This window comes from Bradyrhizobium sp. SZCCHNR2028 (assembly GCF_032380995.1).
Taxonomy (GTDB): Bacteria; Pseudomonadota; Alphaproteobacteria; order Rhizobiales; family Xanthobacteraceae; genus Bradyrhizobium.
The window spans coordinates 386,472-405,148 of record NZ_JAUHJF010000005.1 but is presented as its reverse complement, the minus strand read 5'-3'; the positions used below and the strand labels follow the sequence as shown (position 1 = coordinate 405,148).

Genomic DNA, 18,677 nt, shown 5'->3' with positions numbered 1-18,677 from the left:
GCCTCACGGCGGCATAAACTCCCAGCCGCCTATCAGCAGACTCGGTTTAACCGAGGACAACCTCCTGAGGCTCCACAGTTAGCCACCGTCGCCGCCCGGGATCATCACCCGTCGACTTGACGCCAGCATCGGGGCGCCAGGACCACGCGCTTTCACGTCCGCATCGCCATCGTTCGTCGGCGCGATCACTCACGCTGCGATCCGATGCGTCCATCGCGTCACCGGCCCACGTTTCGTAACGATCGCGAAGCGTCCCTCTTGCGGGCCGTGACGGCGGGGAATGTGCGGCTGATTTGCCCGACGAGACAACGCCCGTCGGGTTGCGACAAAATGGCCCGACGTGCAATGCGGATGCTCCCGCAAAGCAATTAGTCCCGCGGGTTCATGGCTCTCGCGCGATCTGCCCGGGAGGCTCGGGGAGCCGCTCACGAGTTCGTGAACTCATTCTCAAATCCAACCAACCGCAGCGATCGTAACGAGCCTGACCAATCCGGTCGGGTGATGCGCCCCTGCACAACAGGGAGAACAAGGGGGACCGAAATCCTTTTGCGCATCAGCCAACTCATCAGTTCAGTTCACAGGGAAAAACTCGAATGACGCTGGGATTCCGTTCGTTCGTGGCCGGCGCGTTGATGCTGGGCGCGCTCTCCATGTCAGCAGCCGCGGCACGTGCCGCCGATATCGTCGACACCGCCGTCGGCGCCGGCCAGTTCAAGACGCTCGTCGCCGCCGCCAAGGCCGCAGGTGTCGTGCCGGTGCTGAAGAGCAAGGGTCCCTTCACCGTATTCGCACCGACCGACGCGGCGTTCGCCGCGCTGCCGCCGGGCACCGTCGAGGATCTGCTCAAGCCGAAGAACAAGGGCAAGCTCGCCGCGATCCTGAAGTATCACGTGATCCCCGGCGCGGTGAAGGCCGGCGACGTCGCCGGCAAGAAGCTGAGCGTGAAGACGGCGCAAGGCCAGCCGGTGGCCGTCGACGGCACCTTCTTCGGCGTGCAGGTCAACGACGCGCATGTGGTGCAGGCCGACGTCATGGCCTCGAACGGCGTCATCCACATCATCGACAAGGTGCTGCTGCCACCGGCCAAGACCGCGATGCATCATTGATCGAATGAGAGCGCGCCATCGGTGATGGCGCGCTCTTTTTTTGCGAACTCTGCTGTTGTCGTCGATAGTCACTGTCGTACCCCGCGAAGGCGGGGTACCCAGTACGCTGCGGCTTGTCGGTCAATCACACCTCTCTCGGCATACTGGATCGTCCACGTTCGCGGACGATGACAGCTGAGCGTGTGGAGTCGGCGGGGTGCCGACAAGCGGCCTTGCTTAGTACCCCCTGAGCTGAGCCAGCTGCGCTGCGTGATAGTTCGCATCGCCCAGCATCTCCTCGCAGACCCGGGCGCGCTTCATGAAGAAGCCGATGTCGAACTGGTCGGTCATGCCCATGCCGCCATGCATCTGCACGCCTTCCTGCACCGCGCGCGTCGCGGTGGCGCCGGCGCGGGCCTTGGCGACCGCAACTGCGGCTGTTGCGCCAGCCGGATCGGCATCAAGCGCCTGCAGCGCTTTGAGCACCGCGGCGCGGGTGATCTCGATCTCGATGTAGAGCTGCGCGGCACGGTGCTGCAGCGCCTGGAATTCGCCGATCGCCTTGCCGAACTGCTTGCGCTCCTTGAGATACGCGACGGTGCGTCCGAACACCTCCTCGCTGAGACCCACCATCTCGGACGCGACCGCGCCGCGGCCGAGATCGAGCACGCCGCTCAGCACGGCCGCGCCACCATCGACCTCGCCGAGCACATGATCCGCGGTGACCTCGACATCATCGAAGCCGATGCGCGCCGCGTTGTGCGCGTCGACCATGATGGTGCGCTCGATGGCAACGCCCTTGGCCTTGGGATCGACCAGGAACAAGGTCAGGCCCTCGCGCTCGCCCGGCGCGCCCGCGCTGCGGGCGACGACAAGCAAGAGATCAGCGACGTGGCCGTCGACCACCATCGCCTTGGCTCCGGTCAGTTTGAAGCCATTGCCTGAGCGCACGGCCTGCAGGGCGGTGTGCAGAGGACGATGCTTGGCGCCTTCGTCGAGCGCGAGCGCAGCCAGCAGCGCACCGCTGGCGATCTTCGGCAGATACTCCGACTTCTGCGCCGCCGAGCCGGCGCGCGTGAGCGCCGAGGCTGACAGCACCGCGGTCGCCAGGAACGGCGACGGCATCAAGGTGCGGCCGATCTCCTCCATCACGACACCGGCCTCGACCGCACCGAGGGCGGAGCCGCCATGCTCCTCCGGCACCAGCAGGCCGGCGAAGCCCATCTCGGCGAAGGTGGCCCACAGCTCGCGCGAGAAGCCAGTCTCGTCGCGCGTGTCGCGCAGTTTGCGCAGGTGAGACACCGGCGCGTGATCTGAGATCAGGCCGCGCGCGCTGTCGCGCAGCATGGATTGTTCTTCGGTGAGGAGGAGAGGCATGGCACGAATCCCTTGAAAACTGCGTCTGACCGGTTCGCTCTCAACCCTCATGGTGAGGAGGCGCGCAAGCGCCGACTCGAACCATGAGGCCAACGTCGGGGCCTCATCCTTCGAGACGCGCGCCGAGAGGCGCGCTCCTCAGGATGAGGGGAAATAGTTCACGCCCCCGGCAGATCGAGGATACGCTTGGCGACGATGCCGAGCATGACTTCGGACGTGCCGCCTTCGATCGAGTTGGCCTTGGTGCGCAACCAGGCGCGCGGGCGGACGCCCTCGCTGGAGCGCTCGCTTTCCCATTCCAGCGCGTCGATGCCGCCAGCCGACATCAGCAGCTCGTGCCGGCGCTTGTTGAGCTCGGTGCCGTAGTACTTCATCGCCGACGAGAACGCCGGATGGCCCTGCCCCGCCTTGGCGAGATCGACCATGCGCTCGGCGGCGGCCGCGAGCGCAGCCTCGTCGACGTCGAAGGTCGCGATCTCGGCGCGCAGCAGCGCATCGTCGAGCCGGCCCTGCCCGTCGCTGCCGACGGAGTCCGCCGCGACCTGGCCGAGCGGCCGGCTGCCGCCGCGCTCGCCCATGCCGGAGATCATCGCGCGCTCATGCTGCAGCAGATATTTGGCGACGTCCCAGCCGCGATTGACCTGACCGACGACATTGGCCTTGGGCACCCGGACATTGTCGAAGAAGGTCTCGCAGAACGGCGAGCGACCGGAGATCAGGAGGATCGGCTTGGTCGAGACGCCCTTCGACGTCATGTCGAACAGGATGAAGCTGATGCCGTCATGCTTCTTCGCCGCGGGATCGGTGCGCACCAGGCAGAAGATCCAGTCGGCGTAGTTGGCGTAGGACGTCCAGATCTTCTGGCCGTTGATGATGTAGTCGTCGCCGTCGCTTTCAGCGCGCGTCTGCAAGGAGGCGAGATCAGAGCCGGCATTCGGCTCGGAATAGCCCTGGCACCAGCGAATGAGACCGGCGGTGATCTTGGGCAGGTGCTCGCGCTTCTGTTCGTCGGTGCCGTATTTCAGGAGTGCCGGCCCGAGCATCGAGATGCCGAACGAGGTGATCGGGGCGCGAGCGCCGATCGCCGCCATCTCCTGGCGCACGATCTTGGCCTCCTCGCCGTCGAGACCGCCGCCGCCATATTCCTTCGGCCAGTGCGGTACCGTCCAGCCCTTGTCGCGCATGCGCTCGAACCAGACGCGCTGCGGCTCGGAGGAGAATTTTGCGTTGCGGCCGCCCCAGAACGTGTCCTCCTCGGAGGTCATCGGGCGGCGCATCTCTGGCGGACAATTGGCCTCCAGCCAGGAGCGCGTTTCGCGGCGGAATGTGTCGAGATCGGCCATGTCTGGTCCTCGCGCGTTTCCATGATTGCTGTCGTTGGCAACGACCTAACCTCAGCGCTTCCTGGAATTCAACATCGATGTCGCCGCAAGGGCGGTACGCCCTCGCCTTGCATGGCGTTCTATGGTCATGATGCCGCCGCCCGAAATATGAGGACACCGACATGCGCCTGAAACTTCTTTCGCCCGGCGAAATGAGCGCCGACCAGCGCCAGACCTATGACGAGTCGATCGCCAGCAAGCGCGGCGCGCCGCCGCCGCCGATGATGGCCTGGCTCAATAGTCCGGAGATGGCGCGGCATGCGACACGGCTCGGCGCCTTCCTGCGCTACGACACGGTGTTTCCAGCTGACCTGTCGGAGATCGCGATCCTGGTAACCGCCCGGCACTGGACCGCGCATTACGAATGGTACGCGCACAAGCGCCTCGCGCTGGCCGGCGGCCTCGACATCAAGATCATCGAGGCGATCCGCGACCGCCGCACGCCGGAGTTTTCAGATCCCAAGGCGCAGGCGATCTACGACGTCGCCAAGTCGCTTCACGAGGGGCATGGGCTGACCGATGCGCTGTATGCTGACGCGATTGCGCAACTCGGCGAGCGCGGCCTGGTCGAGATCATCGGCCTGTGCGGCTACTACACCATGGTGTCGATGACGTTGAACACGTTCGAGTTCGAATTGCCTGAGGGCGAGGTGTCGGAGCTGAAGTAGAGGCGCGCCATGTGAATCGAGTTCGTCACCGCAGAACCGGTGCGCTCCCCTCCCCCTTGCGGGGAGGGGTTGGGGGTGGGGGTCCCCGGGCGCCGCGCTAAGTGAGGTGCGCCCTTATCGATCTAGGCGGTTATTAGCTCGGGAGGCTGAGCATGCACTGCTGGTCCTCTCGATAGCCTCTGATCGTTATCAACGGAGAAAGCGCGGCTCGTGGACCCCCACCCCCGACCCCTCCCCGCAAGGGGGAGGGGAGCAGACTGAGCATGCCGCGCGAGCCTCGCTATGATCGCTCCGCCACATCCACTGCCGCGAGCCGCGCATCTCGGCGCTTCGACGACCACACCAGCGCCAGCACGCAGAGGCCGAGCAGCACCGGCGGGAAGACCACGAGGTTCACCGCCGACCAGCCGAAATTCGCGAGCAGTTGGCCCGACGAGAACGAGCCCAGCGCCATCAGGCCGAAGATCAGGAAATCGTTGAACGCCTGCACCTTGTTGCGCTCGGCGGATGTATGCGTCTCCAGCACCAGCGCGGAGGCGCCGACGAAGCCGAAATTCCACCCCACCCCGAGCGCCACCAGCGTGGCCCAGAAATGCATCGCGGTGAGGCCGGACAGACCGATCACCGCTGCGACCGCTTCCAGCGCGAGGCCGACCGCGACGATGACGGGCGCGCCGAAGCGCGCGATCAGCGATCCCGTGAAGAAGCTCGGGCCGTACATCGCGACGATGTGCCATTGCAGGCCGAAATTGGAATCCGACACCGTCAGCCCGCACATCTGCATCGCCAAAGGTGCCGAGGTCATCACCAGGTTCATCACCGGATAGGCGATGGTGCCGCACAGGGCGGCTGCGATGAAGCGCGGCTGGCGCATGATCTCGGACAGCGGCCGGCCGCCATGGAGATCGGCAGCTTCAGGCTTCGGCAGATCGACGCCGGCGACGATCCCCATCGCGACCAGCGCGACCGCCGCCTGGACCAGATAGCTGAACGCGAACAGATAGGGCTGCCAGACGTCCATGGTCCATTGCACGAGCTGCGGACCGAGCAGACCGGCGAAGATGCCGCCCGCCATCACCCACGACACCGCCTTGGGCCGGAACGTCGCGCTGGCGCCATCGGCCGCCGCGAAGCGATAGGATTGCGCGACGGCGCCATAGAGGCCGCCGAGGAACGTCGCCAGGCAGAACAGTGCGAACGAGCCGCGGAGAATGGCGAGGCAGCCGAGCACGCCGGTGACGGCGCCGCAGCCGGTACCGATGAGGAAGGCCGCCCGGCGGCCATAGCGGCGCGAGATCGCGCCGGTCGGCAGGGTGCCGGCGGCGAGGCCAACGACGTACATCGAGATCGGCACGGTCGCGAGCCCGATGTTCGGGGCAATGGTGACGCCGACGATCGCACCGGTGGCGAAGATCACGGCCGAGTTGGCGCCGGTCAGCGCCTGCGCGGCGGCGAGCCGCGCCACGTTGCGGCGGGCGCGGGCATCATCGGAGGTGTCTTCGCTCACGGTCAGATCGATCATCTCAGGTATCCGGAGGCGTGGCGCGCACGCTCCTGCTTTGCTGGTTTGGCCGCACTATTGCGGGAAGCGCGCGCCCGAGGCAATGGGCGCGAACGGAGACAAGCCATGCGGGCTGCGAACGCGCCACGGAGCGTGATTCGACACTCCCGGCCGGCCCGGCTAATCAAATGGTATTCTCGCGTCAACGGCGCCCGCGGAGCTTGAGCCATGTCAATCGACTATCGTCCGACCATCGCGGCGCCCGATGACGATCCGTATCTGTGGCTCGAGGAGATCGACGGCGAGCGCGCGCTCGCGTTCGTCGCGGCGCAGAACCAGCGCACGCTCGCCGCGTTCGGCGATGCGGCCTTCGAACGCGACCGCGACGCACTCGCCGCCATCCTGGATCGGCCGGACAACATCCCGTTCGTGAGCCGCCGCGGCGGGCTGCTGTACAATCAATGGAAGGACGCGGCGCATCCGCGCGGCTTGTGGCGGCGCACGACGATGGCGGAGTTCCGCGAGGCGCAACCGCAATGGGATGACCTGCTCGACATCGACCGACTCGCTGCCGACGAAGGCGAGGACTGGGCGCTGAACGGGGTCTCGAGCTTGCCGCCGGCGCATGAGCGCGCCATGCTGAGCCTGTCGCGCGGCGGCAGCGACGCCGTGGTGCTGCGCGAGTTCGACCTCGCGACGAAGCACTTCGTCACGGGCGGCTTCACGCTCTCGGAGGCCAAGGGCGGCGCCGCCTGGCTCGATGCCGACACCCTGCTGCTGGCGAGCGCGTTCGGCGCGGGCATGGCGACGCCGTCGGGCTACGCGCGGACGGTGCGGCGCTGGCGGCGCGGCCAGCCGGTCGAGCAGGCGGAGGTGATCTTCGCCGCCGAAGGCAGCCAGTCGACATGGGTGCATGTCGGTGTCGATCGCAGCGTCGCGCCGGCGCGGGTGTGGTTCGCCGAGGGCATCGACTTCTTCAACCAGCATCTATGGCTCGGCGACGGCAGCGGCGCGCGGACCAAGCTCGACCTGCCGACCGACTGCTGGATGTCAGCGCATGGCGACTGGATGGCGGTCAAGCTGCGCCAGCCCTGGACCGTCGGCGAGGTCACCCATCCTGCAGATGTGGTGCTCGGCCTCCGGCTGTCAGCATTCCTTGCCGGACGCCGCGATTTCACCCGGGTGTTCGAGCCGGCGCAGCGACGCGCGCTGCAGGGCCTGTCCTGGGCCGGCGACCGGCTGGTGCTGTCGATCCTCGACGAGCTCAGGGCAAGGTTCGAGGTGTGGACGCCGTCACCGGGGGAGTGGAGCTGCGAGCGGCTCCCCGGCCTGCCGGAGATCGCGACGGTGGACGTCTGGCGTCTCGACACCGACGAGGCCGAAAGCAACGGCGACCTGCTCGCCAACATCCAGGATCCGCTGACGCCGCCGTCGCTGCTACTGATCGAGGGCTTGGCCGCGCCGATCGTGCTGAAGCAGGCGCCTCGCACCTTCAGCGCCGAGGGGCACGTCGTCACGCGACACGAGGCGATCTCGGTGGATGGCGAGCGTATTCCCTACACCCAGACCGGGCCGGCCGAGCTCACAGGCGACGCGCCGGTGCACATGAGCGCCTATGGCGGCTTCGGTCACACGCTCCGTCCGGCCTACAATGCGGCGCTGGGCAAGCTATGGCTGGAGCGTGGCGGCACCCTGGTCGAGGCCAACATCCGCGGCGGCGGCGAGTTCGGCACCGCCTGGCACGACGCCGGCCGCTATGCCGGCAAGCGGCTCGCGCATGATGATTTCGCAGCGGTCGCCGCCGACCTCGTCCGCCGCGGCGTCACGGTGCCGAAGCGCATCGCGGCGCAAGGCGGCTCCAATGGCGGCATCCTGATCACCAACATGCTGGTGCGCTACCCCGAGCGCTTCGGCGCATTGTTCTGCACCATCCCGCTGATCGACATGCGCCGCTACAGCAAGCTGCTCGCCGGCGCGAGCTGGATCGCCGAATATGGCGATCCCGACAGCGACGAGGATTGGAGCTGGTTGTCGACCTACTCGGCCTATCACACCGCAATGCCCGGCCAGCCCTATCCGCCGATCCTGATCGCGACCACGCGGCGCGACGACCGCGTCCATCCGGGCCACGCGCGCAAGATGACCGCCAAGCTGCAGGCCATGGGCTACGATGCCTGGTTCTACGAACCCGCCGCCGGCGGCCATGGCTACGGCACCGACAACCGCGAGCGCGCCGGCTTCATCACGTTGGGCACGCGGTTTCTGGCGCGACATGTCGGGCTGGAGATGGCGTAAACGGCTCTCTTCACGGTCATCGCGCGGCGCCGAGGGCGACGACGCAGCCTTCAAGCAGCCCGCGCGAACACCAGGATCATGTTGTTGGCCGGCATCTCTATCGTCTCGCGCAAGGCGAGCCCGTGGCGCGCGGCAAGCGCTTCGAGGTCGGTGATGTCGCGCACCCCCCAGTCCGGATTGTGCTCGCGCAGGGAGGTATCGAACACGGCATTGCTGACCGCAGTGTGCTTGCCGGCGCGCTTGAACGGGCCGTAGAGCACGAGCACGCCGTCCGCTGACAGCGCCTGCCCGGCGCCGGCGAACAATCCCTCCGCCACCGACCACGGCGCGATGTGAATCACATTGGCACAAAAGATCGCGGTGAGCTGCGAAGGCCCGCCCGCGGCGCGGAACGCCGCAGGCCAGCCGGGATCTGACAAGTCGATGCGCTGGGCATCACGGATGTTCGACAGCCCGGCATGCCTGCGCCACGCCGCGATGCTGGCGAGGTGGTTGGCGTTGAGATCGCTCGGCCACCACGTCAGATCTGGCCGCTGGGAGGCGAAATGCACGACATGCTGGCCGGTGCCGCTGCCGGCCTCCAGCACGTCGCCGGTCTTGCCCGCAAGCAGCCTTCCCAGCACCGCCCAGATCGGCTGGTGATTGCGGTGGAAGGCAGCCGCGTCCAGTCGTCCGTCCGGTTCCACCGGCCGGCCGTCCCGGCCGAACTCCACGACATATTCCGCCATGCCCATTCTCCCGGCCGCCCCATGAACGGCCTCGTTAACCGCGTTGCCGCGGCCACCATAGCTGCATTGTCAGCCGATGGTCTTTATGCTTTGCAGCGCCTATATTGCCGAGATCACCGAGACGTCGGAACTCCACCTTGATCACACCTGTCCTGCGTACCGCCCTGGCGATGGGGCTCTCGCTCGCCATGTCCATGGCCGCTCACGCCCAGTCCGGTGCCCTCGACGGCCAGAAGCTCGCCTTCGACCGCGGCAAGGGCAACTGCCTGACCTGCCACGAGATCAAGGGCGGCGACCTGCCGGGCTCGATCGGCCCGAAGCTGGAGAACTTCAAGGCAAGATACGACCGCGCCGAGCTGATCGCGATTCTCAACGACGAGACCAGGCGCAATCCGCTGACGGTGATGCCGCCGTTCGGCCGCAACCGCATCCTGACCGAGCAGGAAATCAGCGCCATCGTCGACTTCCTGCAGACCCTCTGATTCCGTTTGGAGACCGCCATGACTGCCTCGTTCGGCCCGTTGGCCCACCGCCGCCTGTTCCTGAAGGGCGCCGGCCTCGTCGCGCTGATCGGCCTCGGCAACGCCGTGCTGCACGCCGCGCCCGCCTTCGCCGCGACCAACGACAACAAATATCCGGAAGACGCCTTCAAGCAGAAGAATGCGCCTGACGCGGTCAAGGCGCTGTACGGCCGCGACCATGAGGCCTCCGACAAGATCAAGCTCGACGCGCCGGAGATCGCCGAGAACGGCGGTGTGGTCCCGATCGCGGTGACGACGTCGCTGCCGAACGTGACCTCGATCGCCTTCATCGTCAGCGAAAATCCATTCGCGCTGGCGGCGTCGTACCACATCCCCGAGGGCACCGTGCCCGCGGTGGCGAACCGGCTCAAGATGGCCAAGACCTCCAACGTGATCGCGCTCGTCGAATCCGGCGGCAAGCTCTACAGCGCGACCAAGGAGGTCAAGGTCACCGTCGGCGGCTGCGGCGGCTAAGGTCAGGAGATCATCATGGCATCGAGCATCCGCGTCCGCGCCGTCCTGAACGGCGACATCGCCGAGGTCCAGACCCTGATCCAGCACCCGATGGATACGGGCCTGGTCAAGGACGCCAAGGGCGAACTGATCCCGGCGCACTACATCCAGCAGGTCACCTTCGTGCACAAGGACAAGACGGTGTTCCTGGCCGATTGGGGCACCGCGGTGTCGAAGGACCCCTATGTCAAGTTCGCTTTCAAGGGCGCGGCCAAGGGCGACGAGCTCAAGGTGAGCTGGGTCGACAGCAAGGGCGCGACCGACAGCCTGACGGCGACGATCCAATGAGGGCGCTGCGCCTCGCGCTGACTGTCGCGGCCGCGCTCGCTCTCGGCGCCTCCGGCGCTGCGGCCGCGGACAAGCCGAACCCGGCTGCCGACGCCAAGGCGTTCCAGGATTACTTCATCAAGAAGTTTCCGAAGGTAGCGTTCGACGATTTCGTCAACGGGCCGTATTCAATGAACGCCGACATGCGCAAGCAGTGGGAGGAGAAGGAGCAGTTTCCGCCTTACGAGTTCGCGCTCGATGCCGGCAAGGAGATGTTCGCCAAGCCGTTCAAGAACGGCAAGACCTATGCCGACTGCTTCCCGAACGGCGGCATCGGCATCCGCCAGAATTATCCCTATTTCGACGACAAGGAAGGCAAGGTCATCACCCTCGAGCTGGCGCTGAACCGCTGCCGCGAGGCCAATGGCGAGCAGCCCTACTCCTACGTCAAGGACGAGATGGCATCGCTGACCGCCTACATGGCGTACACGTCGCGCGGCAAGCGTTTCGACATCAAGATCCCCGACGATCCGCGTGCGCTCGAGGCGTTCGAGAAGGGCAAGGAATATTTCTATACCCGCCGCGGCCAGTTGAACTTCTCCTGCGCGAGCTGCCATGTGCAGAGCCCGGGCGAGCGGATCCGCGCAGAGATCCTGGCGCCGGCGCTCGGCATCCTCAACGCGATGCCGATCTACCGCTCGGAATGGAGCGGCATGGGCACGATCAGCCGGCGCTTCGTCACCTGCAACAGCCAGACGCGCGCCGTGCCGCTGGAGCCGCAATCGGACGAATACCGCAACCTCGAATACTATCTGTCCTACGTGTCGAACGGCCTGCCAGTTTCAGGACCGGGAGCGCGGCCATGACAAATGTCAAGACAGCAAGCGTCATGAAAAAGATCGTGTTCGCCATGATGGTATCAGCGGTCGGCGCCGGCTCCGCGCGGGCCGCGTCGGAGGCCGACTATCGCGCGGCTGTCGCGGCGGCCGAGAGCGCCAACAAGGAAGCCGGACGTCTGCGCAACCAATGGACCGTGACCCAGGCCGCACTCAATGCCGCGAAGAAGGCAGCCGATTCCGGCAATTTCGATTCTGCGCTGAAATCGGCGCAGGAGGCCGAGGCGCTCGCCAAGGCATCGATCCTCCAGGCCGCCAGCGAGAAGCAGCGCTGGAAGGACATGGAGATCAGGTAGAGCATGATCCGGAAAAGTGGAAACCGGCTTTCCCTCGCACAAACGCCGAAGGCGTTTGTGCGGAGATCATGCTCAAGCAAAGGGATAGCTCACGATGCGATTCCATGGAATCGAATCATAAGCTAGGACGCGAGCCATGATTCGGCGCCGGGACTTTCTGCAAGCATCAGTTGCCGCCGCGCTCGCCGCGCCGGCGCTGCTGCGCAACGCCCGCGCCGCCGACACCGTCAGCCTCTACGACATCGAGAAGTTCGGCAACGCCCGCATCCTGCACATCACGGACACGCATGCGCAGCTTCGACCGCTGTTGTTCCGCGAGCCCAGCGTCAATCTCGGCATTGGCGAGATGTGGGGACGGCCGCCGCATCTGGTCGAGCGCGCCTTCCTCGACCGCTACGGCATCCGGCCCGACAGCGCCGAGGCTTACGCGTTCACCTCGTTCGAGTTCGAGAAGTACGCCGGGCGCTTCGGCCGGATGGGCGGCTTCGCGCATCTGAAAACCCTGGTCGACAAGCTGCGCGCCGATGCCGGCGACCATCGCTCGGTGCTGCTCGATGGCGGCGATCTCTGGCAGGGCACCGGACTTGCCAATGCGATGCGCGGCGCCGACATGGTGAGCGCCGCCAACCTGCTCGGCATCGACGCCATGACCGGGCACTGGGAGTTCACCTATGGCGAGGAGGCGCTGCGCGCCAACCTCGCCCGCTTCAAGGGCGAGTTCCTGGCGCAGAACGTGTTCCTGACCGAGGAGGCCGCGTTCAACGACGCCAAGGCGTTCGATCACGGCTCCGGCCGCGTGTTCAAGCCGGCCACCATCAAGGAGATCGGCGGCGCGCGCATTGCGGTGATCGGCCAGGCCTTCCCCTACGTGCCGATCGCGCATCCGCGCCGCTTCACGCCGGACTGGACGTTCGGCATCCGCGAGGAGGAGCTGCAGAAGCTGGTCGATGGCCTGCGCGGCGCCGACAAGGTCGATGCCGTGATCCTGCTGTCGCATAACGGCATGGATGTCGACCTCAAGCTCGCGAGCCGCGTCACCGGCATCGACGTCATCCTCGGCGGCCATACCCATGACGCGGTTCCGCAACCGGTCGCGGTCAGCAATGCCAAGGGCGCGACGCTCGTCACCAGTGCCGGCTCCAACGGCAAATTCCTCGCCGTGCTCGATCTCGACGTCGGCAAGGGGCGCGTCGCCGACGCGCGCTACCGGCTGCTGCCCATCTACTCGGAGCTATTGAAGCCCGATCCTGCGATGCAGGCGCTGATCGACCAGACCCAGCAGCCGCAGGTCGCGGCCTGGAGCGAGAAGCTCGCGACGTCGGACCGGCTGCTGTACCGGCGCGGCAATTTCGAAGGCGCGACCGACGACCTGATCTGCGCGGCGCTGCGCCGCGAGCTCGATGCCGAGATCGCGCTGTCGCCCGGATTCCGCTGGGGTCCGACGCTGCTCGCGAACCAATCCATCCTGCTGGAGGACGTGCTGGCGCAGACCGCGATCACCTATCCCGAGACTTATGTGCAGCGAATGACCGGCGCAGAGATCAAGGACGTGCTCGAGGACGTCTGCGACAACCTGTTCAACGCCGATCCCTATCTGCAGCAGGGCGGCGACATGGTGCGCACGGGCGGGCTGTCCTACCGTTGCGCGCCCGCCGAGCCGATCGGCCGCCGCATCTCCGATCTCACGCTCGACGATGGCCGTCCGCTGGAGGCCCGCAAGAGCTACAAGGTCGCCGGCTGGGCCTCGATGAACGCGCAGGACGGCAAGCCGGTTTGGGATGTGGTCGCGAGCCACCTGCGCAACGGTCAGCTGGTGCTGGTCGGAACTAACAAGGTCACGCTCTCGGGCGTCGACGGCAATCCGGGCTTTGCATCGCTGTCCTGAGCGGCGTGGCGCATGCGTTGCGCCAGAATGGCTGGCAGAATCGTCGCCGTGCACCGAAAACGCCGGCCGGCGCGCGCAGGTGCCATGCGCGCGCGTTCGTGGACAATGAACCGTAATCCGATAGTGTGGCGTTGTGTCGCGCGCCCATTATTCGGCAGCCCTTGGTGATTTGCCGGCAACGCGCCCTTCAGGACCATCACTGACGCCGGGAGCCAAACGGATCGACCATGGCTGACGTTTTTGCCGCATCGCAACATGCCGGTGTTCCGGTCCAAACCGCCTCCTCGCTGCGCACATTGGCGCTGATCTCGCTGGCGCACTGGGTCAGCCATCTGCACATGCTGGTGCTGCCGATGCTGTTTCCCTACCTGAAGGAGAAGCTCGGCGTCGGCTACATCGAGCTCGGCTTTCCGCTCACCGTGTTCGCGGTCGTCTCGGCCCTGACCCAGGCGCCCGTCGGCTATCTGGTCGACCGCGCCGGTGCCCGCCGCATCCTGCTGATCGGCCTGACGCTCGGTGGCCTGTCGCTGGCGATGCTCGGCGTTTACCTGAGCTATGCCAGTCTTGTCGTCTCGGCGATGCTGCTCGGCCTCGCCAACGCGGTCTACCATCCTGCCGACTACGCGCTGCTGGCCGCGCACATGGAAGAGAAGCGCATGGGCCGCGCGTTCGGTGTGCATACTTTCGCCGGCTATCTCGGCGGCGCCGTCGCGCCCGCCGTGATGGCGGCGCTGGTCACCACCGTCGGTGGCTCCGGCGCGCTGATCGCGGCCGGCCTGGTCGGTCCGCTCGCCGCGCTGCTTCTGCTCGTCGGCAACGTGCCCGAGGTGCCGCCGCATCCGCATCACACCAGCGCCGACGGCAGCAAGGCGAAACAGCCCAGCCTGCTGACTCCAATGCTGATGCTGCTGACCGTGTTCTTCATGCTGCTCAGCCTATCCAACGCCGGCATCGCCAGCTTCGGCGTTGTCGCGCTCATGAACGGCTACGGCATCTCGTTCTCGACCGCCAACATCGCACTGACCGCGTTCCTCGGCGCCAGCGCCGTCGGCGTGCTCGCCGGCGGCCAGCTCGCCGACCGCATCCGCCATCACAACCTGGTCGCGGCCGTCGCCTATGCGATCAACGCCGTGCTGGTGCTGATGATCACTTTCATCAACCTGCCGACCGTGCTGCTCACGACGATCATGCTGGTCGCGGGCTTCATGAGCGGCGTGATCGCGCCGTCGCGCGACATGCTGGTGCGCAACGCCGCCCCTCCGGGTGCCGCCGGCCGCGCCTTCGGCATCGTCTCCACCGGCTTCAACTTCGCCGGCGTGGTCAGTCCGCTGCTGTTCGGCTGGATCATGGACATGAACGCGCCGCGCTGGGTTTTCGGCGCCTCCGTCGTGTTCATGCTGCTGACCATCGTGCTCGCGTTCTTCACCGAGCCGAGGAAGGCGAAGGCGTAGGTTTCTTGTAGGGTGGGCAAAGGCGCCTGGCACGCTCGTCGTGATTGACGACAGCATCGCGCGCCGTGCCCACCATCCCGCTCGCGGTGGTGGGCACGCGCCGCCTATGGCGTCGCTTTGCCCACCCTACAATCAGGTCGCTGACGCAAGGCTGCTGCCTCTTCCCCGTATGTTGACATCATCGCCTTCCCGCCGATGATGTGCCCATAACAACAACGACCGGGGAAGACACGCCATGGCCCAGCCTGATCTCGTGATCCGCAGCGGAACCATTGCCGATGGCTCCGGCGGCGAGCTCTATGAGGCTGATGTGGCGATTGCGGACGGCCGCATCGTCGAGGTCGGCAAGTTCAATGCATCCGGCCGCGAGGAGATCGACGCACGCGGCAAACTCGTGACGCCAGGCTTCGTCGACGTTCACACCCACTATGACGGCCAGGTGACCTGGAGCCACGATATCTCGCCGTCGTCGCAGAACGGCGTCACCACCGCGATCATGGGCAATTGCGGTGTCGGCTTCGCGCCGTGCCGGCCAGCCGATCATCAGCGGCTGATCCAGCTGATGGAGGGCGTCGAGGACATTCCCGAGCCGGTGCTCGAAGCCGGCATTCCCTGGGAATGGGAGAGCTTTCCGGACTACATGGAGTGGCTCGGCAAGCGCGCCTTCGATCTCGACATCGGCGCGCAGCTGCCGCATGCGGCGCTGCGTGTCTATGTGATGGGCGAGCGCGGCGCGCGCCGTGATCCTGCCACCGCCGACGACAATCGCGCCATGGCGGCGCTGGCGCGCGATGCGGTCAAGGCCGGCGCGCTCGGCTTCTCGACCTCGCGCACGCTCAATCATCGGACCTCGACCGGCGACTACACGCCGACCCTGAAGGCCGGCGAGGACGAGCTGACGACGATCGCGCAGGCCATGCACAGCGCCGGCCGCAGCGTGCTGCAATTCGTGCTCGACATCTCCACGATCCACGAAGACCTGCCGATGATGCTGCGCATCGCCGACGCGACGAAATGTCCGATCTCGTTCTCGGTCACCCAGAACGACCGCGCGCCACAGCGCTGGCGGCAGACGCTGGCCGAGATCAACGCCGCCGCCGCGCGCGGCCTGTCGGTGACGGCGCAGATCGCGGCGCGCCCGGTCGGGCTGCTGCTCGGGCTGGAGCTGTCGCGCAACCCGCTGCAGACGCATCCGAGCTACCAGGCGATCGCGCATCTGCCGCTGGCGGAGCGCGTCGCGCGGATGCGCGATCCGGCGCTGCGCGCGGCCATCCTGGGCGAGCAGGCCAGCGCGACCGACGACCCGCTGTTCTTCAAGCCGAACTACGACAAGATGTACCTGCTCGGCGATCCGCCGGACTATGAGCAGCCGCCGGAACGGTCGCTTGGCGCCCAGGCCCGCACGCGCGGCTGTCGTCCCGAGGAGCTGGCCTATGACGCGATGCTCACAGATGGCGGGCGCGGCATGCTCTACGTGCCGTTCCTCAACTATTCCGACGGCAATCTCGATGCCACCTATGAGATGCTGCGCGACCCGCGCAGCGTGCCCGGCCTCAGCGACGGCGGCGCGCATTGCGGCATCATCTGCGATGCCAGCTTCCCGACCTATCTGCTGACGCACTGGACCCGCGACCGCAAGCGTGGCGACAGACTGTCGATTCCCTTCGTCGTCGCCGCGCAGTCGCGCAAGACCGCGCTCTCGGTCGGCCTCGACGATCGCGGCCTGCTCGCGCCAGGCTACAAGGCGGATATCAACGTCATCGACTACGACCGGCTGCACCTGCATCCGCCCAAGGTGCATTACGACCTGCCGGTCGGCGGTCGCCGCCTGATGCAGGATGTCGACGGCTATGAGGCGACGATCGTGTCGGGCGTGGTGACGCGCCGCCACGGCGAGGCGACGGGCGCGCGGCCGGGTCGACTGGTCAGGGGTGCGCGAAGCGGGGTGCAATAAGGCTCTCGGCTGCCACGCTCCTGGCCGCCCGCGAAATCCTCAGTGTCATCCCGGACAAGCGCGCGGTACGCGCGCGCCGATCCGGGACCCATAACCCCAGGGAAAAGTTCGGGGCACGACTGCCGCCCCATCTCGCCCAGCCACATCCGCCGCGGCGTATGGATCCCGGGTCGGCGTCCGCCAACGCTGCGCGTTGCCGGACTTGCCCGGGACGACACCGAGTGTGAGGTCCACATTGTGGCATGGCGGCGCTACGCTCGTCGTCGTCATGCCCCGCGCAGGCGCGGGCATCCAGCATCCGGCGGCTTATCGGCCTATGCACAACCGCCTCTGTATACTGAGTCCCCCGGTCAGGCCGGGGGACGACAGTCGAGATCATAGCAACCTGTGTTGCGCAAGGCCGCGTTAAGGCCGAGTTCTAAACCAGCGCTCACGCAAATTCCGGCGCGACAGCCTGATGCGCCTGCAGGCGGGCGCGTTCGCTGTTCGGCCAGAGCAGGGCCAGGCCGAGGAGGCCGGAGATCACCATGATCACCGCGTTGATGGTGAAGCCGGACATGTAGCCTTCGAGCAGGCTGCCGGAGGCCTGGATCATCTTGCCCATCACGAGGGGCGCAACGATGCCGGCGAGCGTATAGAGCGCGCCGTAGATCGCCATGGCGGCGCCGCGCTGCGTGACCGGGGTGAACTCGCCGATCATCGGCGGGCAGACGACGTAGATCGAGCCGCACAATCCCGATCCGACCACGAGCAGTGCGATCTTTGCCGAAGCGGCGTCGACATGCGGCATCATCGCCATCAGCCCGCCGCCGATCACGAGCGGCGTCGCGCCGAGCACGCCGCGGGCCATGCGCGTGGAGACGCCACGCGCCATCAGCGTCTGCGACACAAAGCCCGTGGTCAGCACCACGCACGCGCCGAAGATCCAAGGCAGGATCGAGATGAAGCCGGCCTGCTGCTGCGAGAAGCCGAGGCCTTTCACCAGGAACGGCGTGAACCAGGTCAGCCCCAGCGACAGCGCCCAATAGGCGCCGAAGGTCGCGGCGACGCAGCCGACGAAGGTCCGCGACGTCAGCAGTTGCAGATAGGGAACGCGCCGCTCGCGCAATCCGGCGAGCTCGACCTCCGCCAGCGGCCCTTCCTTGCCCAGCCACAGCCACGCCACGCTCCACATCAGCCCGACCACGCCGAGTGCGCCGAAGGCATAGTGCCAGCCGTGATTCACGATGATCCAGTTCAGCGCCGGCACCGCGAGAATGACGCCGAAGGCCGAGCCTTGCGACAGGATCGCCGTGGGCATCGCACGTTTCTCGTCGGGGAACCATTTGTAGACGGCGTGCACGGCGACCGACGCCGCGGGACCTTCGCCGGCGCCGAGAATGATGCGGCAGATCAGCAGCGTGGTGAAGCCGACGGTGCCGACCATCGGGAATTGCGCCAGCGCCCAGATCAGCGCCAGCACCAGCAGCACCCAGCGCGTCGGAACCCGGTTGACGACGAAGCCGACGACGATGGCCGCGATCGAGAACAGGAAGAAGAAGGACGAGCCCAGCAGGCCGAACTCCTCGGCGTTCAGATTGAGCTCGGTCATGATCGGCACGCCGGCGAGCCCGACCACGATCTTGTCGGCGAAGTTCACCAGCATGAACAGGAACAGCAGGAAGGTGATCTTCCAGGCGCCTTTCGGCGTCGCGCTTGCGCGGGATGTGCCCTTCAGCGTCGTTGGCGCGGCCATGGTCCTTCCCCATTCTGTCATGATCCGCCCCTGTCGTCCGGGCGTTTTGACGATGCTACCCACGAAGCGGCTTTGCAGGCAACCGGCTGGCGAGCTAACTTATTGCTGCAACGCGGGAATCCG

General features: G+C 66.6%; 16 protein-coding genes. 11 read left to right on the top strand and 5 right to left on the bottom strand.

Translation table 11 applies throughout. The features are described 5' to 3' along the window. Window positions 1–650 precede the first annotated feature (650 nt). Entirely contained in the window at window positions 651–1,106 is a 456-nt protein-coding gene (locus tag QX121_RS12030; RefSeq protein ID WP_315812027.1) for a fasciclin domain-containing protein, read from the top strand. A gap of 216 nt (window positions 1,107–1,322) precedes the next feature. Here the strand turns inward: QX121_RS12030 and QX121_RS12025 are convergent, their stop codons facing one another. Together QX121_RS12025 and QX121_RS12020 are read right to left on the bottom strand one after the other, a co-directional pair. Beyond that, window positions 1,323–2,462, bottom strand: a complete 1,140-nt coding sequence (locus tag QX121_RS12025; protein ID WP_315812018.1) for an acyl-CoA dehydrogenase family protein — start codon at window positions 2,460–2,462, stop codon at window positions 1,323–1,325. A 158-nt stretch (window positions 2,463–2,620) separates the two neighbouring features. Next, window positions 2,621–3,805 (bottom strand): acyl-CoA dehydrogenase family protein, encoded by a 1,185-nt coding sequence (locus QX121_RS12020; protein WP_315778241.1) that lies wholly within the window; start codon window positions 3,803–3,805, stop codon window positions 2,621–2,623. 161 nt (window positions 3,806–3,966) lie between these two features. On the opposite strand from QX121_RS12020, the gene QX121_RS12015 reads away from it, so the two are divergent. Then, window positions 3,967–4,512 carry a carboxymuconolactone decarboxylase family protein gene (locus tag QX121_RS12015; protein ID WP_315797817.1) on the top strand — a complete coding sequence of 182 codons (546 nt, stop codon included), beginning with the start codon at window positions 3,967–3,969 and terminating at the stop codon, window positions 4,510–4,512. A gap of 280 nt (window positions 4,513–4,792) precedes the next feature. Here QX121_RS12015 and QX121_RS12010 read toward each other — a convergent pair whose 3' ends face one another. Beyond that, window positions 4,793–6,034 (bottom strand): MFS transporter, encoded by a 1,242-nt coding sequence (locus QX121_RS12010; RefSeq protein ID WP_315812017.1) that lies wholly within the window; start codon window positions 6,032–6,034, stop codon window positions 4,793–4,795. Between the two features lie 207 nt (window positions 6,035–6,241). Between QX121_RS12010 and QX121_RS12005 the strand changes: the two genes are divergently transcribed. Continuing rightward, complete coding sequence (locus QX121_RS12005; RefSeq protein ID WP_315812016.1) at window positions 6,242–8,308, top strand: prolyl oligopeptidase family serine peptidase; 2,067 nt, start codon at window positions 6,242–6,244, stop codon at window positions 8,306–8,308. Window positions 8,309–8,358: 50 nt separating this feature from the next. On the opposite strand, the gene QX121_RS12000 is transcribed toward QX121_RS12005, so the two are convergent. Continuing rightward, the gene (locus tag QX121_RS12000) at window positions 8,359–9,036 is read right to left on the bottom strand and encodes a DUF938 domain-containing protein (RefSeq protein ID WP_315740565.1); all 678 of its coding nucleotides are present in this window, start codon (window positions 9,034–9,036) and stop codon (window positions 8,359–8,361) included. A 188-nt stretch (window positions 9,037–9,224) separates the two neighbouring features. Here QX121_RS12000 and soxX point away from each other — a divergent pair, with 188 nt between their 5' ends. The 8 genes from soxX (at window position 9,225) to QX121_RS11960 (ending at window position 16,819) form a co-directional block, all read left to right on the top strand. Then, window positions 9,225–9,518 carry a sulfur oxidation c-type cytochrome SoxX gene (gene soxX, locus QX121_RS11995; RefSeq protein ID WP_315773766.1) on the top strand — a complete coding sequence of 98 codons (294 nt, stop codon included), beginning with the start codon at window positions 9,225–9,227 and terminating at the stop codon, window positions 9,516–9,518. A gap of 18 nt (window positions 9,519–9,536) precedes the next feature. Beyond that, window positions 9,537–10,031, top strand: coding sequence for a thiosulfate oxidation carrier protein SoxY (gene soxY, locus QX121_RS11990; protein WP_315797821.1), 495 nt, complete (start codon window positions 9,537–9,539; stop codon window positions 10,029–10,031). Window positions 10,032–10,046: 15 nt separating this feature from the next. Then, window positions 10,047–10,358, top strand: coding sequence for a thiosulfate oxidation carrier complex protein SoxZ (gene soxZ, locus QX121_RS11985; RefSeq protein ID WP_315801650.1), 312 nt, complete (start codon window positions 10,047–10,049; stop codon window positions 10,356–10,358). Beyond that, window positions 10,355–11,203, top strand: coding sequence for a sulfur oxidation c-type cytochrome SoxA (gene soxA / locus QX121_RS11980; protein WP_315773738.1), 849 nt, complete (start codon window positions 10,355–10,357; stop codon window positions 11,201–11,203). The genes soxZ and soxA overlap by 4 nt, the downstream gene beginning before the upstream one ends. 23 nt (window positions 11,204–11,226) lie before the next feature. Beyond that, a complete protein-coding gene (locus QX121_RS11975; protein ID WP_409998145.1) occupies window positions 11,227–11,529 on the top strand; it encodes a hypothetical protein in 303 nt (100 codons plus the stop codon). 136 nt (window positions 11,530–11,665) lie between these two features. Then, window positions 11,666–13,414 (top strand): thiosulfohydrolase SoxB, encoded by a 1,749-nt coding sequence (soxB, locus tag QX121_RS11970; RefSeq protein ID WP_315778234.1) that lies wholly within the window; start codon window positions 11,666–11,668, stop codon window positions 13,412–13,414. Window positions 13,415–13,641: 227 nt separating this feature from the next. Next, window positions 13,642–14,865 carry an MFS transporter gene (locus tag QX121_RS11965; RefSeq protein ID WP_315778233.1) on the top strand — a complete coding sequence of 408 codons (1,224 nt, stop codon included), beginning with the start codon at window positions 13,642–13,644 and terminating at the stop codon, window positions 14,863–14,865. Window positions 14,866–15,100: 235 nt separating this feature from the next. After that, window positions 15,101–16,819: an N-acyl-D-amino-acid deacylase family protein gene (locus tag QX121_RS11960; protein WP_315778232.1), complete on the top strand. Its 1,719-nt coding sequence runs from the start codon at window positions 15,101–15,103 to the stop codon at window positions 16,817–16,819. A gap of 430 nt (window positions 16,820–17,249) precedes the next feature. Here QX121_RS11960 and QX121_RS11955 read toward each other — a convergent pair whose 3' ends face one another. After that, the gene (locus tag QX121_RS11955) at window positions 17,250–18,554 is read right to left on the bottom strand and encodes an MFS transporter (RefSeq protein ID WP_315778231.1); all 1,305 of its coding nucleotides are present in this window, start codon (window positions 18,552–18,554) and stop codon (window positions 17,250–17,252) included. Window positions 18,555–18,677: the final 123 nt, after the last annotated feature.